The 25,146-nt window shown below is 56.1% G+C and carries 23 protein-coding genes and 2 pseudogenes; 8 read left to right on the top strand and 17 right to left on the bottom strand.

Features of this window, described 5'->3' with window-relative positions; translation table 11 throughout:
- Positions 1-13 precede the first annotated feature (13 nt).
- The 4 genes from gcvPB to ACVC7O_RS21230 all read right to left on the bottom strand — a co-directional run bounded on the left by gcvPB (position 14) and on the right by ACVC7O_RS21230 (position 5,892).
- Positions 14-2,713, bottom strand: coding sequence for an aminomethyl-transferring glycine dehydrogenase subunit GcvPB (gene gcvPB / locus ACVC7O_RS21245; protein ID WP_458326242.1), 2,700 nt, complete (start codon positions 2,711-2,713; stop codon positions 14-16).
- A 73-nt stretch (positions 2,714-2,786) separates the two neighbouring features.
- Positions 2,787-3,269, bottom strand: a complete 483-nt coding sequence (locus ACVC7O_RS21240) for a hypothetical protein (protein ID WP_458326241.1) — start codon at positions 3,267-3,269, stop codon at positions 2,787-2,789.
- Entirely contained in the window at positions 3,266-4,780 is a 1,515-nt protein-coding gene (locus ACVC7O_RS21235) for a DegT/DnrJ/EryC1/StrS family aminotransferase (protein ID WP_458326240.1), read from the bottom strand. The genes ACVC7O_RS21240 and ACVC7O_RS21235 overlap by 4 nt, the downstream gene beginning before the upstream one ends.
- Before the next feature lie 2 nt (positions 4,781-4,782).
- The gene (locus ACVC7O_RS21230; protein WP_458326239.1) at positions 4,783-5,892 is read right to left on the bottom strand and encodes an O-antigen ligase family protein; all 1,110 of its coding nucleotides are present in this window, start codon (positions 5,890-5,892) and stop codon (positions 4,783-4,785) included.
- 298 nt (positions 5,893-6,190) lie between these two features.
- Here ACVC7O_RS21230 and ACVC7O_RS21225 point away from each other — a divergent pair, with 298 nt between their 5' ends.
- The 4 genes from ACVC7O_RS21225 to ACVC7O_RS21210 all read left to right on the top strand — a co-directional run bounded on the left by ACVC7O_RS21225 (position 6,191) and on the right by ACVC7O_RS21210 (position 10,196).
- Complete coding sequence (locus ACVC7O_RS21225) at positions 6,191-7,228, top strand: hypothetical protein (protein ID WP_458326238.1); 1,038 nt, start codon at positions 6,191-6,193, stop codon at positions 7,226-7,228.
- A gap of 94 nt (positions 7,229-7,322) precedes the next feature.
- Positions 7,323-8,399 (top strand): GNAT family N-acetyltransferase, encoded by a 1,077-nt coding sequence (locus tag ACVC7O_RS21220; RefSeq protein ID WP_458326237.1) that lies wholly within the window; start codon positions 7,323-7,325, stop codon positions 8,397-8,399.
- 10 nt (positions 8,400-8,409) lie between these two features.
- The gene (locus tag ACVC7O_RS21215) at positions 8,410-9,459 is read left to right on the top strand and encodes an N-acetylneuraminate synthase family protein (RefSeq protein WP_458326236.1); all 1,050 of its coding nucleotides are present in this window, start codon (positions 8,410-8,412) and stop codon (positions 9,457-9,459) included.
- Positions 9,456-10,196 carry a class I SAM-dependent methyltransferase gene (locus ACVC7O_RS21210; protein WP_458326235.1) on the top strand — a complete coding sequence of 247 codons (741 nt, stop codon included), beginning with the start codon at positions 9,456-9,458 and terminating at the stop codon, positions 10,194-10,196. The genes ACVC7O_RS21215 and ACVC7O_RS21210 overlap by 4 nt, the downstream gene beginning before the upstream one ends.
- On the opposite strand, the gene ACVC7O_RS21205 is transcribed toward ACVC7O_RS21210, so the two are convergent.
- Genes ACVC7O_RS21205 through neuC form a run of 3 tightly spaced genes read right to left on the bottom strand, consistent with a single transcriptional unit; the run spans position 10,193 to position 12,393 of the window.
- Entirely contained in the window at positions 10,193-10,522 is a 330-nt protein-coding gene (locus ACVC7O_RS21205; protein ID WP_458326234.1) for a hypothetical protein, read from the bottom strand. The genes ACVC7O_RS21210 and ACVC7O_RS21205 overlap by 4 nt on opposite strands.
- A 3-nt stretch (positions 10,523-10,525) precedes the next feature.
- Positions 10,526-11,188 (bottom strand): class I SAM-dependent methyltransferase, encoded by a 663-nt coding sequence (locus ACVC7O_RS21200; RefSeq protein WP_458326233.1) that lies wholly within the window; start codon positions 11,186-11,188, stop codon positions 10,526-10,528.
- On the bottom strand, positions 11,185-12,393 hold the full coding sequence (gene neuC / locus ACVC7O_RS21195) for a UDP-N-acetylglucosamine 2-epimerase (RefSeq protein ID WP_458326232.1): 1,209 nt from the start codon (positions 12,391-12,393) through the stop codon (positions 11,185-11,187). The genes ACVC7O_RS21200 and neuC overlap by 4 nt, the downstream gene beginning before the upstream one ends.
- Positions 12,394-12,641: 248 nt before the next feature.
- Here neuC and ACVC7O_RS21190 point away from each other — a divergent pair, with 248 nt between their 5' ends.
- The gene (locus ACVC7O_RS21190) at positions 12,642-13,910 is read left to right on the top strand and encodes a hypothetical protein (protein WP_458326231.1); all 1,269 of its coding nucleotides are present in this window, start codon (positions 12,642-12,644) and stop codon (positions 13,908-13,910) included.
- Here ACVC7O_RS21190 and ACVC7O_RS21185 read toward each other — a convergent pair.
- Genes ACVC7O_RS21185 through ACVC7O_RS21160 form a run of 6 tightly spaced genes read right to left on the bottom strand, consistent with a single transcriptional unit; the run spans position 13,907 to position 19,485 of the window.
- Entirely contained in the window at positions 13,907-14,704 is a 798-nt protein-coding gene (locus ACVC7O_RS21185) for a formyltransferase family protein (protein ID WP_458326230.1), read from the bottom strand. The two genes, ACVC7O_RS21190 and ACVC7O_RS21185, sit on opposite strands and share 4 nt — an antisense overlap.
- Complete coding sequence (locus tag ACVC7O_RS21180) at positions 14,701-15,621, bottom strand: polysaccharide deacetylase family protein (RefSeq protein WP_458326229.1); 921 nt, start codon at positions 15,619-15,621, stop codon at positions 14,701-14,703. Before ACVC7O_RS21180 ends, ACVC7O_RS21185 begins: the two co-directional genes overlap by 4 nt.
- Before the next feature lie 18 nt (positions 15,622-15,639).
- The gene (locus ACVC7O_RS21175; RefSeq protein WP_458326228.1) at positions 15,640-16,422 is read right to left on the bottom strand and encodes an SDR family oxidoreductase; all 783 of its coding nucleotides are present in this window, start codon (positions 16,420-16,422) and stop codon (positions 15,640-15,642) included.
- Positions 16,419-17,117: an acylneuraminate cytidylyltransferase family protein gene (locus ACVC7O_RS21170; protein ID WP_458326227.1), complete on the bottom strand. Its 699-nt coding sequence runs from the start codon at positions 17,115-17,117 to the stop codon at positions 16,419-16,421. Before ACVC7O_RS21170 ends, ACVC7O_RS21175 begins: the two co-directional genes overlap by 4 nt.
- A complete protein-coding gene (locus ACVC7O_RS21165) occupies positions 17,117-18,133 on the bottom strand; it encodes a Gfo/Idh/MocA family protein (protein WP_458326226.1) in 1,017 nt (338 codons plus the stop codon). Before ACVC7O_RS21165 ends, ACVC7O_RS21170 begins: the two co-directional genes overlap by 1 nt.
- A 5-nt stretch (positions 18,134-18,138) precedes the next feature.
- The gene (locus ACVC7O_RS21160) at positions 18,139-19,485 is read right to left on the bottom strand and encodes an NAD(P)-binding protein (protein ID WP_458326225.1); all 1,347 of its coding nucleotides are present in this window, start codon (positions 19,483-19,485) and stop codon (positions 18,139-18,141) included.
- A gap of 351 nt (positions 19,486-19,836) precedes the next feature.
- Here ACVC7O_RS21160 and ACVC7O_RS21155 point away from each other — a divergent pair, with 351 nt between their 5' ends.
- A complete protein-coding gene (locus tag ACVC7O_RS21155) occupies positions 19,837-21,141 on the top strand; it encodes a nucleotide sugar dehydrogenase (protein ID WP_458326224.1) in 1,305 nt (434 codons plus the stop codon).
- 10 nt (positions 21,142-21,151) lie between these two features.
- Here the strand turns inward: ACVC7O_RS21155 and ACVC7O_RS21150 are convergent, their stop codons facing one another.
- Positions 21,152-21,367, bottom strand: coding sequence for a hypothetical protein (locus ACVC7O_RS21150; RefSeq protein ID WP_458326223.1), 216 nt, complete (start codon positions 21,365-21,367; stop codon positions 21,152-21,154).
- Positions 21,368-21,394: 27 nt separating this feature from the next.
- Entirely contained in the window at positions 21,395-21,832 is a 438-nt protein-coding gene (locus ACVC7O_RS21145; protein WP_458326222.1) for a hypothetical protein, read from the bottom strand.
- 59 nt (positions 21,833-21,891) lie between these two features.
- Between ACVC7O_RS21145 and ACVC7O_RS21140 the strand changes: the two are divergent.
- Positions 21,892-22,696, top strand: a pseudogene (locus ACVC7O_RS21140) (IS3 family transposase).
- A gap of 27 nt (positions 22,697-22,723) precedes the next feature.
- Positions 22,724-22,994: pseudogene (locus ACVC7O_RS21135) on the top strand (integrase core domain-containing protein); the annotation flags it as partial.
- 443 nt (positions 22,995-23,437) lie between these two features.
- Here the strand turns inward: ACVC7O_RS21135 and idi are convergent.
- Both idi and ACVC7O_RS21125 read right to left on the bottom strand, forming a co-directional pair.
- On the bottom strand, positions 23,438-23,968 hold the full coding sequence (gene idi, locus ACVC7O_RS21130; RefSeq protein WP_458326221.1) for an isopentenyl-diphosphate delta-isomerase: 531 nt from the start codon (positions 23,966-23,968) through the stop codon (positions 23,438-23,440).
- Positions 23,965-25,143, bottom strand: a complete 1,179-nt coding sequence (locus ACVC7O_RS21125; protein ID WP_458326220.1) for a geranylgeranyl diphosphate reductase — start codon at positions 25,141-25,143, stop codon at positions 23,965-23,967. The genes idi and ACVC7O_RS21125 overlap by 4 nt, the downstream gene beginning before the upstream one ends.
- Between the last annotated feature and the right edge of the window lie 3 nt (positions 25,144-25,146).

The following is a 25,146-nucleotide window of genomic DNA, read 5'->3' as shown; positions in this document are numbered from 1 at the left end:
GTAGTCCTTATCTTTATACAATCAGCCGAGAGACAGGGCTGAAGTGAGGTGCGTTCTCGGCGACGCTTGTGTCTTCATGCGCTTCGGTCAGTATCTCGGTGATGACGGCCACGAGATTGTCGAGATCCGCCTTGCTTTCGGTTTCCGTCGGCTCAAACAACATTGCTTGCGTCATATTCTCGCCATAGTAAACGCAGCCCGCGCCGACAAGCGTCGGCGGGTGCACATCGAAATCAATCATCCGTTTGGCGAGGTCCAGCGTTGTGATCGGCAGCTTGCTGCCATCTAACAGCGCTTCATGCATGCAAGGGCGATCAAAAATCGGCGGAATGACTGGCGCCAGAGCCCGCATCAAGTAATTTGCATTCAGAACGGCGTCGGCTGATGCCTGTTTCAAACCCTCCGGGCCCAGCGACCGGATGTATGCATAAGCACGCAGCAAAACAGAAATATGCCCATGAAACAACTTGGCCCGCAACGGATCGGCGGCGCGTGGATCGCTCAGGCCCGGAGAAAGATATTTGGCCAATGGGGCCTTCACACCGATGGGTCCTGCCCCTGGACCACCGCCGCCGTGTGGTGTCGAGAGCGTCTTGTGCACGTTGATGTGCGCAATATCAAAACCCATAAGACCTGGCGTGGTATGGCCCATGAGGGCGTTCATATTGGCGCCGTCATAGTAAAGCAGCGCGCCGGCGGTGTGAGCGGCTTCAATCAGATCGCCAATCTCTTCCTCGAACACACCGAAAGTGGACGGGTTCGTCGTCATAACGACGGCGGTCCGGTCCGACAATACCGCCCGGAAGGCGTCAATATCCATCAGCCCATCGGGTCGGGTCGGAACGATGCGGCAAGTGAAACCAACCATCGTCGCGCTGGCAGGATTGGTGCCGTGGGCACTGTCGGGAATGATCACCTCACAGCGTTGATGTTCGCCGCGATCTTCAAAATATCTGCGGGCGATCAACAGCCCCTTGAGCTCGCCATGGGCACCAGCCGCCGGGGTCAGGTCGATACCATCCATGCCGATCAAAGCAGCGATGTCTGACTTCAGCTCGTTGTAGATCGCCACCAGCCCATCCATCGTCCCCTCTGGCTGGAAGGGGTGCAGCGCCTGAAACCCTGACTGCTCCGTGAGCAGGTCGTTTCGCTTTGGATTGTACTTCATCGTGCAGGAACCCAACGGATAGGACCCTGTATCAACACCAAAATTCTTGCGACTGTAGTTGGTGTAACGCCGGACCAAACCAATCTCGGGAACCGGCTGAAGATCGGGATGGGTGGTTTCCGAAAGGACCGGGGTTCCTTGCTGAGCGTGCAGCGTCTCCTCCAGCGCGGTCAAAGCGGTCCCCGAGGCTGTGTCGACGGCGGCGCAAACGCCTTCAACATAGGCCCGCAAATGCTCAGGAGTTTTTGTCTCGGTCAAAGCCACAAGAAGCTGCGATCGTGTCAGCCCCGCGTGATCCACAAAACTTACACCGGCAAAAATTCCCCGCCTGTTCAGGGTGTCCAGAACCTGCAAACAAGTATCCGGCGTATCGAACTCCACCACAAACTCATTGAACACAGGACCATCGATTGGCAGCACCACGCCCGGGATCTCGGCCAGGGCTGCTTGGAGGGCCAAGGCTGAATTTGCGGCTCCGCGCCCACGCGCTGCAATTCCCTCCCGGCCCAACAGAGCAATGTAGGCCCCGGCGCGCAACGCGTTCAGAGCCTGGTTCGAGCAGATATTCGACGTTGCCCGGTCGCGCGCAACATGCTGTTCGCGATCTTCGAAAACAAGTGCTAAAGCGGATCGGCCATTGATATCGCTGACCTTGCCGATCAGCCGACCCGGTGTGTAGCGACGCAGTGCATCCGTGCAAGCAAGGATACCGAGATGGGCACCGCCGGCGAACATGTGCAGACCCAAGGGTTGCCCTTCCAGCGCCAGCACATCGTATCCTCTGACGGCGCCTGCGCCGCGCAAGAAAGGAATAAACGGGTGCATCGCCCCGATCAGCAGCGCACCGTTGTCATGGGCCAGATCAGAAAACCCAGCCTGATCCTCAAGAACGCCAAGGCCGTTGGGGGTTTGCAGTAGGATCGCAGCCACCTGCCCCGCCGCGCAGTCCGCGCGCACCCGACCGCAGGACGGGTCCGCGGGCAGGTCATGTATTTCAACCGAACGCGCCCAGCAGTAGGTTTCGAGAACGGCGCGGTATTGCGGCAACAGGTAAGGTGATACCGCAATGGCTTTGCGACCGGTGGCCTGCACGGCCATCCAGGCCGCCTCAGCAAGCGCGGTTGCGCCATCGTAATGCGACGAGGTGACAACCGGCAAACCCGTCGCAGCAGCGACTTTGGTCGTGAAATCATTGAGGGCGGCCAGCAAGCCCTGACTCATCTCAGGCTGATAAGGCGTATAGGCGGTCAGAAATTCCCCGCGCGCCGCAATCGCGTCCAGCACAGCGGGCACATGGTGATCATAAACCCCAGCGCCAAGAAAGCTGACAGCATCAAGGCAGGTTATGTTTTGCTGCGCTTTTGCTCGCATGTCGCGCGTCAGCTGCCATTCTGACTGCGCTTGTGGTATGTCGAGAGCACCTTCTAGCCGGAATTTAGGCGGTATCGGTGCAAAAAGAGTATCTGTTGACGGCACGCCAAGGTCATCAAGCATCGCAGCGCGATCCTGCGAGGTTATACCTTGCAGAACGGGATCATACATCATCGGCCCTCCTTTTTACAGATGCGGGCGAACGTGCCCCATAGTTGGGTAGTGTCGGGAACAACAGGAGGTCGTTTCATTGTGCAGCGATCTCGGCGCAAAGAGCGGTACCTAAGAGTGGCACGAGGGCTGCACGGATGAGATCAGCCCTATTGATCCTCGTCGGTAACGTCTTCCACAGGGCTTGGATCTCGGGCGCCGTAAACGGGGTCGCGACAGCTGTATCTTCGCGGCCCGTGATCAAGGAAATGCCATCCTTCCGCGCCAGAGCGACCAAATCCGGCACATGGTGCTTGGCGGAGCTGTGCTGCTCTGGGCAAGTCTGATGCAATGCGCCGAAACGAATGGCTGCGGCGCGTGCTTTGATGTCGCTCGAAACTGCATAGCAGCGAACCGGTTCGGAGCGATAAAGGCTCATAAAGCCAAGAACCGCCATATCTTCCGCCACTCCAGTCAGCGCAACGCCGCATTTACTTTCAGACGCCGATCTGCGCGTCGCGTCATCGAGCAAGGACAACAGTCTGGCCTGCGCGGCCCCAAAACTGATGCTATCACTCATGCCGCGGCCTCATGCGTCAGCGTGTGCCGAATGGCGGAGATTACGCCATCCTGTTCTGCTTGCGTCATGGCCGACCCCGATGGCAGGCAAAGCGATCGCAAAAACAAACCAATGCTGATCGCTTCATCCTCGGAATGGGGCTCAAATTGGGCCCCCCGCAACAGCGGCTGCATCTGCATGGGTTTCCAAGACGGCCGCGTCTCGATCCCACTGGCGCGCAGCGCGCGCATCAGTTGATAGGCATGCATCGAAATGAGATCGGGATCGAGGGTGATTACGGTTAGCCAGCGGTTGCCGATTGCACCCGGCAGCTCAGCTTGGAATCCGAGACCTGGAACATCACCCAAACCGGAAGCATATCTATCGTGCACCGCGCGCCGAGCCGCCACACGCTCAGCAAGCACTTCCAACTGACCCCGGCCAATTCCGGCGAGCACATTCGACATCCGATAGTTATATGCAATCTCTGAGTGCTGATAGTGATCAGCCGGCTCCCGTCCCTGGGTTGCGAGTTTCTGCGCCCGAGCAATGAGATCAGCGCGATCCGAGACCAGTGCTCCACCACCAGAAGTTGTGATAATCTTGTTTCCATTAAAGGAATAGACGCTTAGCAACCCGTGCGCACCGGAGGCCTTGTTGCCAAAGGTGGCACCCAGGCTTTCTGCTGCGTCCTCAATCACCGGAATGTCATACGCATCGGCCAGCGCCATGATGCCTGCCATATCAGCGGATTGCCCGTATAGGTGCACAACGATGATTGCTTTCGGCAGCGTGCCGGCGACCGCATCACGCGCCAAAGCACGGCGTAACGCCTCAGGAGACATGTTCCAACCGACCGGCTCGGCATCTATCAAGACTGGGATCGCCTGTTCGTAGAGAATGGGTTGAACGGAAGCAACAAAGGTCAAATCCGACACATAAACCCTATCACCGGGCGCGATATCCAAGACGCGCAGTGCGAGATGCAGACCGGCTGTCCCGGACGAAACGGCCAAAGCGTGCGCGCGCCCCGACACCTCGCAGAGCGCCGCTTCGAACGCCGTCAGGTTCGATCCAGCAGGTGCGACAAAGTTCTCGTCAAAAGCAAGTTGCACATAAACCGCCTCGGCCTCACCCATATGAGGCGGCGAGAGAAACAACGTCTTTGTCAGACTGGTGCGGTCTGCGAGATCGACGACGCGCCCGTCATTGTCCGTGAGTACAATCACATCAATGTTCTGTGCGTTCAACTCTGCCACTAGTTCAGACTTCTGTGCGCCCGCGGGCATGGTAACCGGGGCGCGCCCCGGCAGCGCAGTCACGACAGCTTCCAGATCAGCGCCTTGCAATAGCGCACGCCGAATGTCGCCATCTGTGATGGTCCGCAGGATACGCCGGTCGTCATCCACGACCACACACAGCTTGACCGAGCAGTCTTCCAAAGCCGTCAGGGCCTGACGCAAGGTCGCACCAGGAAGCAGGATGTGCTGTTGAAGCGACATGAGAAAATCCAAATCAACTTGAGGTAACACACCTAATCGTTTCGTTCTTCAAGCGCAATCGATCTTGCTGGCGCTGTCCGCCCTGTCGACTGGCGAAGAGCCGCCAAGATCAACAGGACGGAAACCAACGAGAGTGCTGTGGTAAACGCCGAAATCGAAACGAAAAATACGTTATTGACCACCGCGACACCAACAAATGCACAGCTTGTCAGCACACCAATCTGCCGACGCGCGTGGGCAACAGCTGCATCGAGGCCAGCGGAGTTACGACAGCCCGCCCAAGCTGGTACAGCAAGGATCAGAAACAGCAGAACCACAGCGACCAGACCACCCGCGACGCCATGCGTCAGGAAGTCGTTGTGCAGATGAGACAAACGGATCGGAAGCGATGAAACATCGGGGAAAACCGCATCAAAGCGATTCTGCGGGCCGTGACCGAAGAAGGGTCTTTCCAGAAAAGTACGCCAACCCTCTTTAAACATTGTCACTCTCAAGCCTGTTGACCACTCAACCTCGCCTGCGGGCTTGGCAAGTGTTTGCGCCGCCGCGACGTATCGGTTTGATACACTTGGGTCAAACGCGACGACCATAGCCAGCAAGCCCATTGTTGCCAGTATCGAGAGGCTGGTTTTAAGCTTTGCCCGCAAATCAACCGGAGACAGCATTTCGAATGTGATCCGTATCATGACCAGCACACCAAGTCCGAGGAACAAGCCGCGTGATTGTGACAGACCCCCAATCACGTAACCTCCGAGAAAGAAGCTCAGGAGGCCAAGCCAAACCCACTTTGGAGATGGCGCGAATTGCGTCATCGTCACCAACATACATGGCACCAACAAGAGCGGGGTCAGGTTGAGCGGATTTCCAAGCAGGAGCTCTGGCCGCCAAACTCCGAGAACGACACGTTCAAATACGGCGAGCAAAAAAACCAGCAAAGACATCAGCGTTGTTCCACGAAACAGCCATCCCATGTCAAGTCGCACGGGCTGGCGCATCGCCCAAAATGCAAGACCAGCGGTCAATATCAGCGGCAGGGTGTCGCCGATCGGCTCCTTCGCGTTTGGACCGGCAGCCAGCGACCTGGTGATGATGTAAGCAGTGTAAGCGGACGAGATAGCGAAAAACGCTCGCAACTCGGACACTACGGGTCCGTTTCTCATCCTTCGTAGCGGTACCAGTATGAGAAAAAGGAGTCCCGATAGATTTCCCAGAATAGGCATCGCCATCCACTGCAGCAATATCGCAGCGGCACCGCACGGGATTTTAAGAGTATTTTTAGTGTGCTGTCTAAGGGTCATCAGCTCTTTTGCAAAAGAGTAGACGGCATCCAGGTCAGGGGCAACCTGAATTGGGTGGAAACACCTGGAAGTTCAAAACAAGTAAGGGCTGGACAGCCCTAAGGGGAATGCTTAGTAAACATTCAATTTAAGTGAGAATTTTATGCTAAAGTCTAGCCCCCGGATTTCTCCAAACAGTGTTGCCGCAATCACGCTTCTGATGTTCGGCGCCGCCGTGATAAGCGGCCTCCACCAGGCCTCACTTTGGAGCCAGGTAGTCTATCTCTGGGATCACGGGTGGACCATCACCAACTGGCATCTGCCGCCGACAAGCGATCCTGATGACCTCGCCCGCGCCGAAAGCAAGCGACCATCGGCACATCGTTTGCGGTATTTCTTGAGCTATCCTCTTTTTTCGCTGGGCGCTCAATTCAATATCAGCGCACACACCGTATTCACCGGTGTCGTCCCACTGCTGGCAGCCATTACGATGTGGTCAGTTGCAAAAATTGTGGTCGAGCGCAGCGGTCAAGCGATGCATTCGACGGGGCTTCTCGCCATCCTGCCGGTCATCGGTATCCTTGCTGCAATGGATGGACGGCTGCTATTCGCATACTGCGGTTATGCCATGTTACTGGCCAGCCACCTGACCACGGCACCGAAATCACCGTATCTAGTAGCTCTTTGTTCCGCGCTTGGGTTGTTTCTTACGTCGGTTTCCAGTGGTACTTTTTTCTCAGCATTTGCAGCGCTTGTCGTGCTAAGCGCCTGTGCCGCCGCTCAGGCGTCCAGCATTTCAGAACGGCTTGAAAAACTGATCCCTTTGGTATTTTGCGCTCTGCTTTACTATTTTGACCTTGCGGCCATGCTGATTAAAAACCTGACGTACTATGGAGGAGGTATGATGGGCTGGAAAGGCATGGCGGGCCACGGATTCGGAACGTTTTTTCTAGACTTGGACATCCTGTCCATCAAACTTCCAATATTCTGTCTGATGGGGGCCCTTTTGGCCTTCCTGCTGCGTCAAATTTTTCGGCGACAGTTTGAGATCTCGATTTGGGTTGTCCTGCTGGTCTCGATTAGCGTTGGAATGTTTGGTTACTCAGCGCTCTCGCTGGCTCTGATCCCCGCCTGTCTGCTTGCCGGCATCGCTGCGCAACATCACGTGTTTGGAAAACCGGCCACTGTGGCGGAAGGCTGAAGTAACCCTGGAACCGCGACCAATTGCACTTGGGCTGGCAAAGAAGTAACACCGCGATCAAAAATGATGTCGCCGGATCGAACGCCTGAGCAAAATGACCGCATTCCATCTTTCAACTGACAGTGATGACCGCAAACGCTGGCTTGATCTCCTCCAGACCCTGCCGCCACGATTGCAAGACATCCATTTCCATCCTGACTATCTGAACATCTACGAACGCACCTATCCAGATCAGATCGCGCATCTTTTTGGATGGCAGACGTCGGGTTGCACACTCTTCAAACCCTTCATGTCAAAGGCGATACCGGGAACGGACCTCCTCGACCTGTCATCGGTCTACGGGTATGGTGGGCCGCTTGCCATTGGCGCGCCAAAACAACAGGACCTGCTCGATTTCGATGACGCATTCACAGAATACGCAAGACGTCTTGGCGTCGTCAGCGAGTTCTGTCTGCTGCACCCATTGTCAGCCAAAGACCAAAAACCGCTGATCGGGGCCGAACAACCCATCGACTACCGCAAGGAGGTCGTCGTGGTCGACCTTTCAAAGCCTCTTGAACAGATCTGGGCGCGCATCGAAGAAAGACAACGCAAGGCCGCCCTTGCGGCGCGAAAGTCGGGCTTAATCGTCAGGATGTCCGATCTCAGCGAGGCAGACTTTGATGCCTATCACACTCGATATCTAGCCACCATGGAAACGGTTGACGCCCGCGCCTTCTGGCATTTCCCGAGAACGTACTTTCAAAACTGCCGGGATGCTCTCGGGCACGATCACGTCAGCCTATTCCACGCAGAGAAAGATGGCGAAATCGTCGCCTCAGTCTTTCACATTCACATGTATGATACCGCCTACTATCATTTCTCCTGTTCCGAACCTGGCGCAAAATCCCTGAACGCCACGCCCCTGCTCCTCTTGGACAGCTTGATATGGGCCAAAAATGCCGGCTACCGCTGGTTTCACTTCGGCGGCGGTCGAACCGACGGTGAGGATGCGCTCTTCACCTTTAAGCGGGCGTTTTCCGGTCAGACAAAACCGCTGTTCAGTACTCAGCGTATTCTTGATAAGAAAGCCTATGCCGCATTGACCAGCGCAGCCAAGCAACGCGAGACCGATATTCTGGGCCAACCGCGCGAAACCAGCTTCTTTCCACGATATCGTCTGCAGACATGAAGGGTCCGATATGAACTTTGGCAGCACCACGATCGACTTTGCGACAACCGAAAAGGCAGTTTCGATCATTGAGATTGGTGTCAATCATAATGGTGATCTCGATCTGGCCCGGACGATGGTGCGCGAAATCGCCAAGCGTGGCGGCGATGTTGTCAAATTTCAGGCCTTTATCTCAGAGGAAGAGATTTCCATTCACGCCGAAAAGGCAAGTTATCAGAAAGATACGACTGGCGCGGACGTAGGCCAGTTGGAAATGGCTAAGGCGCTTGAGCTGTCGCACGACCAGCTCAAAACGATGCGCGACTTCTGTCGCGGTCTGCAAATGCCATTTCTCTGCACCGCTTTCGAAAGCAAGAGCCTTGACTTTCTTTTGAACGGGCTTGGCGTTCAATCCATCAAGATCGCCTCATCGGAGGTCACGCATCATCCCTTTCTGGCCGAGATCGCACAAAGCGGCGCCAGTATGATCTTGTCAACCGGCGCAAGTACGCTGGAAGAAGTCGCGGCAGCCGTTCGCGTCATCGAAGAAGCGAAAACAACACCGGATCTGGTCCTTCTGCATTGCGTGTCAGAATATCCAGCGCCGTTGAATGAGGTCAATCTGCGATCAATGGAAACAATGGCCCGGGCATTTGGATATCCTGTCGGGTATTCAGATCACACTCGGGGGATTGTCGCGCCGATTACCGCCGCCGCCTTGGGCGCTTGCGCGGTGGAAAAGCACTTTACGATGGACCGGAACATGGACGGGCCGGATCACCGGGCTTCTATCGAACCTGATGAGTTGTCCGACATGATCGTTGGCATGACGGGCGCGCGGGCCGCTTTGGGAAATGGCGTGAAGGTGCCGGTGCCGTCCGAACTTCCACAGCTTCCTCTGATCCGGAAAAGTATCGTGGCACGCCATTCCCTTCCCGCTGGCCATGTGGTGACCGAAGCAGACCTCGCTTTCAAACGGCCCCTGAACGGCATCGAGCCTTTCGATCTTGATAAAGTTCTGGGGCGGGCGTTGAAGGTCGACAAAGAAACCGATGCGCCTTTCCAGTGGTCAGATTTATGACCAATGCCCAAAAACCGGAAATGAGCGCCGCGACAATCTATGATGCTTTTGCGCAGAAGTACCGATCCTACAGTGAAACTAAATCGGCATACATCAACGCTGTCGATGAGATGATTTGTGATGCCCTGGACGGGCAAGCAGGCGTGGTTCTGGACTATGGCGCGGGTGACGGTGTCCGCGGCGCCGGCCTGGCAGCGCGGATCAACCCAGAGGAATTCTATCAGGCGGACGTTAGCGCAGAAATGATCACGCGGTGCCAAAGCGTCGGGGTTGCAAAAGAAGTCTTTCAAGCTCTCGAAGCGAACTGGTCTGACGACTTGCCCCCCATCAATACTATCCTGTGTCTTTGGAATGTGCTGGGGCACGTTCCGGACACAGATGGGCGCCGCAAACTCCTGGCAGATTTAAACAGCTTGCTGTGCGCTGGCGGGCGGCTCTTTATCGACGTTAACAACCGTCACTACGTTGGATACGGAAGGCTGAAGGTGCTCGGGCGGCGGATCATCGATACCCTCCGGCCCGACTACTCCCGCGGGGATGTCCAGTTCAACTGGGCCATCGACGGCGTGGACTACCCCGCATCCGGCCACTTCTTCACGCCTGCTGAAATGCGAGACCTGCTGACCACTGCCGGTTTCCTTATTGATGAGTCCAAGGCTACCGATTACGTCACCGGTGCGATCAGCAGCGATCTGACTCAGGGGCAGCTTTTCTTCGTTGCGAGAAAGCCCGCCTAAGCGCTGACGGCATAGGCGGAGCTTTTGAAGGCGCGCGCGTATCTCTGCCGAAGTTTGCCAGCTACTCTTTGTATCTCCGAGTTAACCGTGTTCCGCAGGTTATCCGGCTCCCCTGCCGCCAGCAAATCAAGCGCGAAGATCAAGGCCCGCTGCATCTGTTGATCAGGTTCCAATCCGGAACGAAGCGCCTCGATTACTGCAGGATCAATAATCGGCGATCCCTCCCGCGTGCTGACGAGGGGCTGCCCTTCCGCTCGCCGCTTTGCCAGGCCGTTGCCTTGATCGAGAATGCTCAGAGCGCTTTGGAGTATGGGGTCGGATTGCATCGCTTACTTCTTGGCCCAGATGACGAACTCTTCGATGTGATCGCCGCCTGCCTCTTCCGTGACCCTCCGGGTTATCTGCAAATCCGCCCAGCCCCGGAACATCTCCTCAATTTCAGGCCGGGAAAAGAAATGCGACACGCCCATGTCCTTGCAAGGACCTGCTGTCGGATTTTCCGATGTACCGGCTTCCAATCGCTTCCCGCTGTCCGCACCACTTGTCTCTGATCCCCAGACGCAGGCATAAAATCGACCCCCATCGACCAACATCTCGCGCACTTTTGCATATGTCTCTACAATTACTGCGAGTGAGTTGGCATAGACCGCGAAATGATCGACGATCAGATCGAAACTGCCGGCCTTGGCTTCAATGTCCTCGAACGTGCTGACTACCAGCTCAAAGGTCTGACCTTCGGTCACCAGTGGTCGCAACCGATCTTCTGCATTTGTTATGGCACTGGGTGCCCCATCAAGACCATGCGTCTGAAATCCTTCCGCTAGGAAAAAGCTCAGATTTGCCCCGGCACCGCACCCCAGTTCAAGCACGCGCGTGTTCGCGCGGCTTTCAGGCGTCTGGTATGCACGCATGACGGTACGGATCAACGGCTCAGCTGGGTATTTACCCCAAGGACGGCTCGCATGCAGTTCTTCCCAGATGGCGTCCATCATGTTCCCCTCTGAATACTCAGGCCCAAACCTAGAGAAAGCGGATCAAAATCAATCTCGTGGAACTTCTTGAGCGTTAGTGCCGTATCCAAGGGAACGGCCTTCAAAGTGTCCAATGTCAGTCGCGAAGCGGTGCCATCCCCATAGGGGTTCTTCATGCCACGCAACGTACAGTGGAACTCCGACGACCGCGCCGTTGCCAAGGCAGACCGCATTTCCGCCGCATCAAGACCTGTCACATCGATAACGTTCTTACCTCTGACGCGCCCATTCTGACGCTCGCCAACATTGACAGCAGGTAATTCGAAGCTCGGGGCTTCCCACAAACCAGAGGATGAGTTACCAACCATATACACAGCATGCGCCATCAAACCATAAAACTCAGTGCGATCAAATGACGTGCGCACAATCGCATCCGTCCTCCGGGTCCGGAAACGCTCCAGCATATCGACGAGCGGTTGGAACCCGGGATCAATGTTCGGCCGCATCATAACCGGTCGCTCAGGCACATCGGTCAGGGCTTCCAACAGACAGGCGTACTGCTGTTCAGCGGTGGCGTCGCCCAGGGTCTGCGGATGGTATGTCGACAAGCAAAAGGAGGTGTCATCATCCAATCCGATCAGCTCGGTAAGGTCTCTGCGCGACATCTGAGGTTGCTCAAGAATAACGTCAATCGCGGCGTCCCCTGTTAAAGTGACCCGCCATGGCTCCTCGCCCATCTGGATGACCCGGCGGGCGTGCTCCGGCATCGAAACGAAATGCAAATGCGCCAGCTTGGTCATTACATGTCGAACCTGATTGTCGAGCGCCCCTTCGGTGATATCCCCACCGCACATATGCGCGATGGGAATACCAAGTGTTGTCGCCGCCACAAAAAGAGACAGGTTCTCCAGGCGATCCCCGGAGACGCAGACAATATCCGGACGCTGTCTGCTCAACGCCTCTGTAAACGCGGCAACCCCCTTGCCGAGGCCCAAGGCAAAATCAGCCGCGCAATCACTCTCTGAGAGGAAGTCGACCTTCTCGGCAATCCGCAGCCCGTCACTCTCTAACTGGCGCCAGGTTTCTCCGAAAGCGGGCACAAGATGCATGGCTGCGCAGAGGATACGCGCGTCGATATCGGGATCCTCCTGCGCCATTCGCATGACAGGAAACATGGTGTTATAGTCACTGCGCGCGGTCGTGACGAATGCAATGCGCCGGTTCATCAGGCAGAACCCGCCAATGATCCACACCCGTGTTTCAATACATCACGCTCCTCTAGCAGAATGACCTCGCCAAGGACCAATCCGACATCTCCCTAGTTGATCTTGCCCGCCAATAGCGACGATGATGACGAGGCGTGGAACTCCAAAATCACTGGATTGTCGTAGTCCAGACGATGAAGCGTCGCAACGGGATTATGAGTACTGCGTGTGGATTGACAGCTTCCCGTCATTACGTCACATCCCGACCTATGGCCCAACCCACTCCAGCAGAAGTTCTTTTTGTCACATATGGCGGCGGCCATGCTCAAATGGTCATTCCGGTCATCCAGGCACTGAGAGATCGTATCAAAATCTCTGTTTTTGGGCTGCCATCAGCCCTCAAGCATCTCAACATGGCTGGTATCCCGACCTTGACTTGCAATGATGTCATCGATCCCAAGAGCGACTGTGATGCGCTGAAATGGGGGGAGCAGCTTGCAAAGGAGCACCATGCCGATCACAGCGGCATTCCACGTGAACAATCCGTTGCCTATCTTGGGCTGAGCTTTTCAGATCTGGTCACACGTCTTGGCTTTGAGGCAGCAGAAAAGAAGATGAAAGCAATGGGAAGACATGCTTTTCATCCTGTTGGCGTGTTGGACCGTGTCTTGGATATTGTTGAACCAAAGGTCGTTATAGCAACAAACTCCCCACGTGCTGAGGCCGCCGCAATCGAAGCCGCCAACAAACGGGGCCTGAAGACCATCTCGATGACCGATGTTTTCATTGCCATGAAACATCACCGCAACCAGGCGCAAGACATTACCTATCTCAACGCTTTTGCGATGGAGAATTTGGCACGCATTGGAATTGTAGATCCGACCAAATCAGAATCGCATTTCACTGGAAACCCGGCCTTTGACTCGCTTTTCGAGATACCTGCACAGCCCGACCCGCGTTGGCTTGGAAAACAGTTTCCGGATGCCGATGAACGCCCAATGGTGCTGTTCGCCGACATGGTTTCATGGGTGAATGCCGGGACAAATACCAGTCATCGGCAAAGCGAAGAGCAGGTTTTTGATCAACTGCAAACTTGTGCGAAGGCCGCCGACGCGGCCAATGTCAATCTGGCACTTCGCCCGCATCCCTCGCAAGATCCTGGTCCACATGAGCAGGTGGCTTCGGAACGATCCGGATGCTTCATTGCTCGGCAGGACGCGCTGCATGATCTGCTGCGAAATGTGGACGCTGTTATCGCAAGGTCATCCACTGTGGCGCTCGAAACCGTTATTTTGCGCCAAAGACTTATTCAGCTCGAACCGGAGCGACACCCTGACATGCCACTCACCGCACTTGGAACAGCCTGGGGCGTCCCGCACATGGATCAGTTGTCGGCCGTCATACAAAATGCGGTGTCCGACAAGGCGGCAGCCGCTGAGGTCTTGGCGAACATCGACCGGCATTTCCCGCGACAACACGCTTCCGAGGCAATCGCAGCGCTGATCATGGCAAGATTGGACGAGGCAGTCTCGGCTTAGCGAATATGCAGCCGGGTAAAATTGCCATCATCCGCATGCAGTACGGCGTCGCGTATATCTTCGGGGGTCGGTTCATGATCCAGCCAGTTTTGCGCAATCTCATCGGTAAACTCGGCGTTACGCGAATAGCGGATTTCCCGGCCACGATCTTGCTCAACCGGACTTACCGACAAAAGACTACCATCGCGGACTTTTTCGAGAATGACGTCATGCGCGCTACGCACCGATGCCATGGTGAATTCGAAGCTATCACCATAGAGTCTGGGCTCTGGACGAACATGGTAAAGCATGCCGCCCGTATCAAGGCCTTTCGAAAGCAGGTGAAGCGTCGCACCCACGTATTGGGGATTACCATCTTTGCAGGCCCAGAAGTTGCAGGCCGCTCCCCGATACCAAGGCGACATACCCATGTGCAGATTCACCGTGCGTTTTGACATCAGGAAATCAATCAACCACCCCCTGATCCAACTGCCTCCGAACACAATGAATAAATCTGCGTCCAGAGCAGAACCAAATTGCTCACGCGACATATGGTTCAGGTCACCCGATTTCAGAGGAACGAGATTGATGTTTCTCAAATTATGGCTCGACGTTGAAAATACCTTCTCCTCGGCCGCCAAAACACGCGAGAAATAGCGCTGCATCGGCTCGGATTTGTTATAGAAATCCTGCACTTTTCCTGGGAAGACCGACAGTGTCTCCATTACCACATGAAGATCATCCGTAACCTCCTGTAAGCCTCTGATCAAATGTAGGTGTCGGGTTTGATTTGAGGTGAACAGAGTGACCTTCAAAGCAAATCCCTCACCAGATTGGCGTGATCTTCCCGCGGTATTTCCAGAGGCGAGACGATTTGGCGCTTGGTGATTGTGGATCGGAAGCCGACGGTCACCCCAAGATCACGAAGTATTTTGAGCGTGCGCTCATCGTAGTGGCCGCAAGGATGTGACATGCTCACCGCGGCTTGGCCCGTTTGCATCTGCAGAACCTCATGGTTGGTCTGGTACTCCCAGGTCTGCTCTTCTTTGGTCAATTGGGTCATCACCATAGGGTGTGAATGACTGTGCAGGCCGACTTCGTGGCCCGTCGCGTTCAACTCGTGAATCATCTCCGGGCTCATCAGCAGCAATGCGGCACGCTCCGCGAAAGGATAACCTGTGGCGGCCATCATCGACTTCATCACTTTGTCGTAGTCCTTTGGACCAAGCACGTAATCGCGTACGTAGCGATAGACCTTGTCGTTATAGGTAAAGAAAGGGCAGTCTCCAAGAAAACCGGTCTTGATGGCATCATGCGCAGGATCAAGCAGGCCATCGTCATTCGCGCGCACTGCGCTAAAGAAAGCCGAGTAAAAGGCTTCGATATCATCAAAGAATACATTTCGAAAATCCCTGAAGAACTCCAAGGTCGTCACGTTTGGCAGCGCGAGATTGGTGTAGCAAAAGAAAAAACCCCGGAGATCATGGGCCTTCATGACCGGCAGCGCCACGTCGAACTGGCATCTCAGGCTGTCGTCAAAGGTCAGTGCGGTTTGATTGTCCTCAAGCGTGCCGTCGAGCGCGCGTTTAATATAGTCCTGCGGATCGAGATACTGGACACCAAGGCGCTTGGTACAGCAAATCAGGTCATCAAACGTTTGAGCGGAAATCGACCCCTGCCCAACAGGATGGGTGTCATCGTGAAAGTGATGGTACATTTGCGCAAAATGCATCGGGGCTATCTTCTCGTCCTACCAGGCCGTCCAGCCGCCATCGACGATCAGGTTCTGACCGGTGATGTAGCTGGCCCGAGGGTCAAGCAGAGCTTTGATAGCATACGCCACATCACCCTCATTTGCCATCCGCCCCAACGGCGTCTTGGCTTCGTAGCGGGCAAGGAATTCCGGGTTTTGTCCCCGCTCCACGCCTCCGGGCGTCACGGTGTTGACGCGGATGTCGGGTGCCAGGACCGTCGAAAGCCATCGGCTTAGGGCAATAAGCCCCCCTTTTGACGCCGCATAAGCAGCTGGATTTGTCATCACTGTCCCCGTGTAAAGTCCGTGATCCGGCCCGACCAACCCATAAATTGAAGCGACGTTGACGATAGCCCCAACGCCATTTCCCCTGAGGAGCGGCGCCAGCTTTTGGCTCAGAAAAAACGGGGCTAGCAGATTGACCTGCATCACCGCCAGCCAGGCCTCGTAACCCTCTTCATCAAAAGGCACACCCCAACCGGGCATATCGTCATAGAAAGCGGCGTTATTGACCAGACCATCAAGCCTGCCAAATTGATCGCCAACCTGCTGCACAACCTCAACAAAACAGGATTTTGCTCTCAGATCGGCTTCGATCAGCACCGCGTTTACACCGTATTCCGCCCGGATCTGAGTGCAGAACGCATCAACGTCCGCGCTGGCTCTGTCAAGAATTGCAAGATGGCATCCCATCTCTGCCAGAGCAGCGCCCGTCGCGCGGCCAATGTGACCACCGCCACCTGTGATCAATACCACTTGGTCCTGCATCGGTTTTGTCATGATGATTCCTCAAATGGGCTGGACAGCAACAGATCGGCAAGATGCAAATCGAATGGCGTGTCGATATCAAGCGCGCGGTGGGCCGGAATCTCGACCGACCCGACCTTGCCGGACATTAGGCTCGAGCAGCTGTCGATGTATGACACAGCGCCAATGTAGACACAGGTCGTGATGTCATAGACGTCTGGAACATCCTGTCGCCGCACCGCATTCAGGCCGGGATTTACAAGCGAAATCGACCCCTCTGCATCCCGGGTGACCATGTTCAGATACGGTGACCGATGGCTCGGACTGACGCCAAAGACGATATCGCTCCGACCACGGTTGAACTCCTCCATGGCCGCATCGATATCCGCCGGGCTGCGCAATGGGGATGTCGCCGGGAGCGAGATGAAAACGCCCTCGAGACGCGCCCGCTCCGCATTGATGGCATGCCGCCAGGCAAGCAGTTCTGAAGCCTGATCCGTCGCAAGTTCTGCCGGACGCGCCAGCACCTCCGCCCCGGCCGCGTATGCAACATCTGATATTGCGGTGCTATCGGTGGAAACAACCACCCTCGAGACATAGCTTGATGCCAGCGCGCTTTCGACGGCCCATGCCAGAAGCGGCTTTCCACCGACCGGGCGTATGTTTTTGTCCTTGATGCCTTTGGAACCGCCCCGGCAAAATATGAAAGCGGTGTAATCGGTGCGCATCAGACTTGGATCCGCTGGCCAGTTCTGGCCGACATGCGTGCGGCGTCAACCAGATCCAGAACCGCTTTCGCCTCACCAAAAGTCGCAAAACCAGCCTTCGCGCTGGCCTCAGACTGGAAGACGTAGTCATCAAACGCATGGCCTAGGAACGCATCAAATTGTCTGAGATACATATCATTTCCAGTTTCCATCTTCGGGACGTCCAAAACCTGTCGACCTTCGGGAGTGCGCAACTCCGCTGTCTCCTCGATCAAATCCGCATACAGGGTCGCTTCTGCCCCTACAACCTTCAGCGTCATGGCCGGAACACGCTGCAGAAAATCGATACTGATTGTAACCTGCCGGTCCGGATAGCCATAGATGATTGTAGCCTGATCTTCGACGTCAATATCCAGCGCGCTGATGTGGCCGGTTTCCGCGGTTATCGTGGCCGGATGCCCAAACAGCCACCTCGCATAGTCGAGTTCGTGGCTCAATTCCAGCAAGACCCCCCCGCCCAGTTTCGACTGTGCGCTCACGCCATCACGATAGTCACTGTCAGGACGCCAGTCTGGCAGATACTGTCCCGTCGAGATCTGGGCCGTTCTGACCTCACCTACCAGCCCTTCGTGAATGCTATGGCGCAGAAAGCCAAGGATCGGCTGGAAGCGCAGAACATAGCCGACGAACAACAGCCCGTTCCCCTTTGCCAAAGCTGCTTCCAGCGGCGGCAAGGCATCTGCGGAGATTTCTAGGGGTTTTTCGACAAAGATCGGCAAACCGCGCTCCGCAAAGGGTACACATTGTGCTGCATGCATCGAGGCCGGCGACGATACCAGAACCGCGTCTGGCAAAAAAGCCAAAGCATTCGCAAGGGAATATGCCATCTCAACCCCGTCCGCTTCTTGCGGCAACGAGCCGGGCTTATGGCGCCAGACGCACAGCGTCGCCTCAGGTATCAGGGTCTGAATGTTGCGTAAATGTCGGCGACCAATGCTACCAAGAGAAATCAGCAAGATGCGTTTGGGCCGTGCCATGTTTCTCAGGTGATCAAATTGGAAAGATGCGCCGAATCCAGATAGATATCACGTCTGAAAAACGGCACGACATCCCTCAAAATCACCTTGTCGTGCTGAGACGAAACATCCCCGTGGAATTTCTTGAATGCATCCGCGTACCCCAGCTTTGCCAGCTTGAAGGACACAGGAATACGCTTCACATCAGCAGCGACCAAGTCCGCATCGGAGTCGACAACCCCCAGTTCTTTTATCTCGGCCCAGACATCGGTGGCGAGGCTATCCGGGTCATTCCAATGCGCGCTGCCAACTTCCGCCGGACATTCACAGGTCACGAATGACACACCGTCATCCCGAACCTGATGGCTGAACCGACCTGCGGCGGCACTTCGGTATGTCAGTTGGTCGGGGTCAAAATTTTGCAGATAAGTGAAGTCACGCACTTTGTCGGCCTGCGTCAGCAATGTCGCAAACAACATCGGAGTGCCGTATTGCTTGCCATCGACATCTCCCGGCAAATCGAGGGCAGACCCAAGCGCCCGCAGGCTGTCGTTGGACCAGATCAGGGTGTCGACTTCAAAGGTTTCGTTTTCAGTGTGTACCGTAACTGCCTGGTCGGTCTCGACGATCTTGGTGATCTTCTTACCAAGCGTGATCGTTACGCCTTTTTTCTCGAGCCAGGTTACGGCACGGTTGCACCATCCCTTCATCGCGTCCCCGTCGCTGGGATAGATCGAAACGAGATCGTCAACTTTGCCTACAGCCTTGCGACGGGCAGCCAGTACAGTATCAAGGAATGGGTCTTTCTTCAGGTCTAGCATATCCAAGTCATCAAGAAACTTGAGCCGCCCCATGGATGTTTGCGCAATTGCAGTCGCCTCCACCTCGCCAGCGGTGATCCCATATACCTTCTTGAAAATCGAGGCAAAGATATCGCCTGCTGTTCGTCCGTAGCGCTGTGCAAACAGATCGCTCAGCGTACCCGGTGCTTCGGTCGGCACATTTTGCGCCAGTTGCAGCAGCTCTTCTCGTATCCGTTCTTTCACCGACTCGTCATCGATTGAGGCAAGGTCAGGCAAAGAAAAGCCGGGAGTGACTTTGCTGTTGAAGGCAGATGCGGACACGAAATCAATCTCATGGACCTGACCATCCATGATGTCAGTAACAACATCGGCGAGCGACACCGGGATCGAGTCGAAGATATGAACGCCCTTATCGACCGCAAATCCGTGAATGTCTAAAGAGTGCATGACACCGCCGAAAAACGGCGCACTATCGAGAATGTGAAGTTCGAGATCATCATTATCGAGGAGGTGCAGGGCGTCGCAAAAACCGCGAAAGCCCGAACCGACAATCATGACGCGTTTTTTCATATCAATGGCATCTTTCTCGATATGCTGATTTGGCGGAGAAATTTATCCCTATGTGCCAAAATGGCCGTGGAGTGGCAAGGTTGATAGCAGGCCTTAATGCCGCAGCCAAATCTTCGGCTTCGAGAGATCGGGACGTGGTTGCGTCATCGGGATGGTGTTGGGTGGGTTGTCGGTGAGACCAGACAGATCGATCACGTGCGCTGTTTATCCTCTCCTCACCAAGACACAAGACCTTGCGATTTGCCGATCATCGTTCAAACAGATATCTGCGGGTCAACGAGATCAAAGACCCGGCTCCTTTTGCTACCCCCAAGAAAACAACCCCGGGGTCCACCCCACCGAAAGACCAAGATGAAACACATGCTGCTCGAAAAACTGAAGGGTAAGACCGCCACTATCGGCATTGTCGGCATGGGCTACGTCGGCCAGCCCGTGGCCTTGCGCTATTCGCAGATCGGCTTTGGTGTGCTGGGATTCGACATCGATCCCGAGATGGTCAGCAACCTCAATGCCGGGCATTCCGCCATTGAACATATCGCCGATGAGGACGTCGCCGCCGCCAACGCCGCGGGCATGTCCTGCACGACCGACTTCGCGCGCATCTCCGAGGTCGACGCCATCATCATCTGCGTGCCGACCCCTCTGAACAAGCACCGCGAGCCTGACCTGAGCTTTGTCACTAACACCTGCGACACCCTTTCCCCGTTCTTGCGGCCGGGGCAGGTGATCGCGCTGGAAAGCACCACCTATCCTGGCACCACCGAAGAAGAGGTCCTGCCCCGGTTCACAAAGGGCGGGCTTGTCGTGGGCAAGGACATCTTCCTTGTATATTCCCCGGAACGCGAAGACCCCGGCAACGCCAATTTCTCAACACATTCCATTCCCAAGGTCGTCGGCGGGCACACGGCGCCCTGCCTCGAGGCGGGCATCGCTCTTTACGAAGCGGCGATCGACATCGTCGTGCCGGTGAGCTCCACCAAAACAGCCGAAATGACGAAGCTGCTCGAAAACATTCACCGCGCCGTCAACATCGGACTGGTGAACGAAATGAAGGTCGTCGCCGACCGCATGGGCATCGATATCTTCGAGGTGATCGACGCCGCGGCCACCAAACCCTTCGGCTTCACACCCTACTACCCCGGTCCCGGTCTGGGGGGCCATTGCATCCCCATCGACCCCTTCTACCTGACCTGGAAGGCACGGGAATACGGGCTGCACACGCGGTTCATCGAGCTGTCGGGTGAAATCAATCAGGCCATGCCCACCTACGTGCTTGGCAAACTTGTGAGCGCCCTAAACACCCGCGGCAGAGCGCTGAAGGGCGCAAAAGTTATGGTTCTGGGCATCGCCTACAAGAAAAACGTGGATGACATGCGCGAATCTCCCTCAGTACAGGTGATGGAGCTGATCCGCGATGGCGGCGGTGTGGTGCTCTACTCAGACCCCCATGTGCCTGTGTTCCCGCGCATGCGAAACCACCAGTTCGACCTCTCCAGCACCGAGCTGACCGCCGACGCCCTCCAAAACCTCGACGCGGTGGTGCTGACGACGGATCATGACCGGTTCGACTATGATCTGATCCGGGCCGAGGCACCGCTAATCATCGACAGCCGCGGGGTCTATCGCGAGACCGCTGCGCATATCGTCAAGGCCTGAAAAGGGCCCGTCACAAAACCGGGCTGCGGGTCCCCCACACGAACAGCGCGATTTCGCAATCCTCGCGGCGCACCTCGGTCCGGTCGCCGACAATGGACTGTGCCAGTTGCTGCCCCGCCAGATGCCCGATCCGCCGCGCCGGCAGCCGAACGGTTGTCAGACCCCGCTCCATCTCCTTCGATCCCTTGAAATCACCGATCCCGTTGATCGAGATACGCCCCGGCACATCGAACCCACGTCGCCGGGCCGCACATTATTGATCAAGCACTTCAAGCACGCCGGAAAGCCGCCCCCGCGCCCAGTCATTGTCCGGCATTGGCGGAAAAACCACCCCGATCTCCCGGTGCCCCAGATCGATCAGATGCTGTGCCGCCAAGGCACCTGCGCAGGAGGTCGGCGAGGTCGCGTCATAGTTCCAGATCGAAATCGCTGGTATCTGCTGCTGGTCGATCAGGTTGGTGGTCTCCGCCGAATGGTCCAGCCCGATCAACGCAACCCCGTCCACGCGATGCTCGTGAAACTTCCTCAGGATCGCATACTCCCGCTCCAGATCGTAACCATGCGAGGTCAGAATGATCGTGAACCCACGCTGCCCCACGGAATCCGAAAATCCCTGGATCACCTCGGCAAAGATTGCATGGTCAATCGTTGGCACCGCCAGTTCGATTGTGCCGCTGCGAATGCCGTGCATGGTTGAACCTATCCAACTGAATAGGTCCACCGCTATGCTTAGGAAACGGAGGACGAAGAATGGCAAACAAGCGGCCAAAGCCGGAAGAGATTGTCTCGAAGTTACGGCAAGTTGAGGTGCTGATGGGGCAAGGGATGTGCCGTCTTGATGCGATCCGCCAGATCGGCCTTGTCGAACAGACGTATTGCCGGTGGCGCAAGCAGTATGGTGGAATGAGCGTCGGTCAATTGAAGGAACTGAAGCGTCTCCAGAAGGAGAACGAACAGCTGAGGCGCGCTGTATCGGATCTGACGCTGGACAAGCTGATCCTCAAGGAGGCGGCTCTGGTTGAATGACGGATCGTGCGTCAGGCTGCGGCCTGAGTATCGAAACCATGTCTGGAGCTATGACTTCGTTCATTGTCGAACCGATAACGGAAAGGCATTCCGAACACTGAACATTCTGGATGAGCACAGCCGTGAGTGCCTGGCGATCAAGGTGAAGCGCAAGCTGAACTCGACATACGTGATCGATGTTCTTACCGACCTGTTCGTCCTGCGGGGAACTCCCACCTTCATCCGCTCGGACAATGGCCCTGAGTTCGTTGCACAAGCGGTTCGGGATTGGATCGCCGCCGTCCGAGCGAAGACCACTTACATCGAGCCAGGATCACCTTGGGAGAACGGATATTGCGAAAGCTTCAACGGGCGGATGCGGGATGAACTGCTCAACGGCGAAGTCTTCTACAGCCTGCGCGAGGCTCAGATCCTGATCGAGCAATGGGGTAAACCCTACAATACTAAGAGACCACATAGCGCATTGGGCTATCGCCCACCAGCTCCAGAAATCATCATCCCAATGGAAACCAGCCCAATCATGCACTAACAATCAAATCGGACCAATCAGATCAGGCTGCTTAGCAACGATGGAACCGAACTGACCAGTAACGCAATACCGAAGTGGCAGGAGGATCGCAAGGTCGACTGGCACTACATTGCCTCAGGCAAACCAATGCAGGACGGGTTCATCGAAAGCTTCAACGGACGCATGCTTGAATGAACATCTGTTTGACAGCTTGCGTCATGCTAGAAACCTGATCGCGACTTGCCGCACCGACTTCAATAACAACCGGCCTTATTCCAACCTCGCTGGCCCGACGCCATACCAATATGCTAACCAGTGAAAAGAGGAGCAAAACCTGAACAGAGCTAACCCAGATTGGCGGACTCAAAGGGGAGCAGGTCAACAGGATTGCGCTACAAGTCCTCGGTCCAGATTGGGAAATGGCGGGGTTTTTGCCCTCGTCCTTCTGCCGCTCTACTACTTGCAATTCTTGTCGCTTTTGACCAATCGCTTCATCGTGATATCTGGAAAAATGCGTCTGAAACTGCTCAGCTCGATCCTACACCTGAGCCTGATGAGCATTAGCCCAGTATTGTTCAAAGCAGTTGGCTTTGATTAGGGGAGGGTTATTTGCCTGACGTCAGCGATCTTGTGCTGCTCACATCTATCCATATTTGCTCTGATACTTACGTCATCAAGATGGGTGGTTTTCGATCCCCTAACGACCCAAACCAATACATGAGATTGCGAGCAATGAACTCAGCCGTGATCGAAGTGGTCCACCTATGCGTTTATCAGAGTTCCAAAGATCACATCGCCGTGCTCGCGCAGGTAAATCCTCAACCACGGAGTGAAACGTTCCGGCGTTTCCTCGACTTCGCGACGCAGATCGTCAAATCTCATCCATGAAACCGCCATGACCTCATCCGGGTTGAGCGTAATCTTCAACCTTTCAGGGGTCCCCGCCACGAAGACATCCACAACCTCATGCTCGGTCAGGCCACCACCCACATCTGCGCGATACTCCAGATGATGGCGGTGTTCCGGCACCAAACCCGTCACCCCGATCTCTTCCCGCAGCCGCCGTACCGCGCAATCGAGCGGGTCTTCGTCCCATTCGGGATGCGTGCAGCAGGTGTTCGCCCAAAGCCCCGGCGTGTGGTACTTGCTCATCGCCCGCTGCTGCAGCAACACCTCATCGCCCCGCATGACAAACACCGACACAGCCTTGTGGCGCAGGCCTTTCACATGCGCCTCAAGCTTTTCCACCGGTGTCAGTTTGCCGTCGACCCAGGCCGGGATCATGATCGTCATACACGCGTCGGTGCCACAAGACCGCTCAGATGTGCAAGGTTCTTCAATCCGATTTTCAGGTGCGCCAGCGGCCGCGCGCGGACCAGCTTCTTGTTCATATAGGCCTCGAAGGTCAGGCGCTGTACGTCGATGTCATGGCACAGCGAGACAAACCGCTCCCGCCGATCATCATTGCGGTAGTAGGCATTCTGCATGGAGCCGAGCACGCGGAAAACCATCTTGTGCTCCTTCATGAAGAGGCTGCGTGCCAGACGCAGATCGCGCATCCGGCCCGAGGCCAGCGTGGCGGCACAGGCGGTTGCAGCCACCCTGCCGCCCACCATTGCGTAATAAATGCCCTCGCCAGAGGACGGTGCCACAACTCCCGCCGCGTCACCTGCCAGAACGACGTCATTGCCATTGTCCCAACGGTCCAGCGGTTTGAGTGGTATCGGCGCCCCTTCTTTGCGCAGCGTCTCGCAGTCGCTGAGCCCGGCCGCCTCGCGCAACGCCGCTGTGGCCTGCTTCAAGTCGACCGAAGAGACCTCTGTGCCCATCCCAACACTTGCGCTGTCTCCATGCGGGAAAATCCAGCCGTAGAAATCGGGCGAAATGTCTCCGTCATAGATCACATCACAACGCACCGGATCGTAAACATCCGATTTGCCCGGCGCCTTGATGATCTCATGGTAGGCCAGCACATAAGGAATCTTGTCGCCGCCCGGCACCTCAGCCCGCCCCACCTTGGAGCGCGCGCCATCCGCGCCGATCACCAGCTTCGTCTGAACCCGCCGTTCTTCACCCGTTGCCTTCTCGCGGTAGACGACAAAGGTGCGGATGCCCTCGCGCTCAATCCGCAAAAAGGTCCCCGTCAGCGCCGTGGCCCCCGCCGCCGCCGCGCGGGCACGCAGGAACGGGTCGAAATCCTTGCGATCCACCATGCCGACAAAGCCGTTCTCGATGGGGATATCCACATGCCTCCCCGTGGGCGAGATCATCCGCGCCGTGTTCACCTTTGCGACGAGCTGCTCGTCTCGGATGTCGAAATCCTGCATCAGCCGCGGTGGAATCGCCCCACCACAGGGCTTGATGCGCCCATCTCGGTCCAAGAGCGCCACCTTGTGCCCCGAGTTCACCAGATCCAACGCCGCGGTCGCCCCCGAAGGTCCACCGCCGACGACAAAGACATCATACATAGG

This window comes from Roseobacter cerffii (assembly GCF_054226325.1).
The sequence above is the reverse complement of the archived record's forward strand: the minus strand, read 5'-3'. Positions and strand labels throughout refer to the sequence as shown.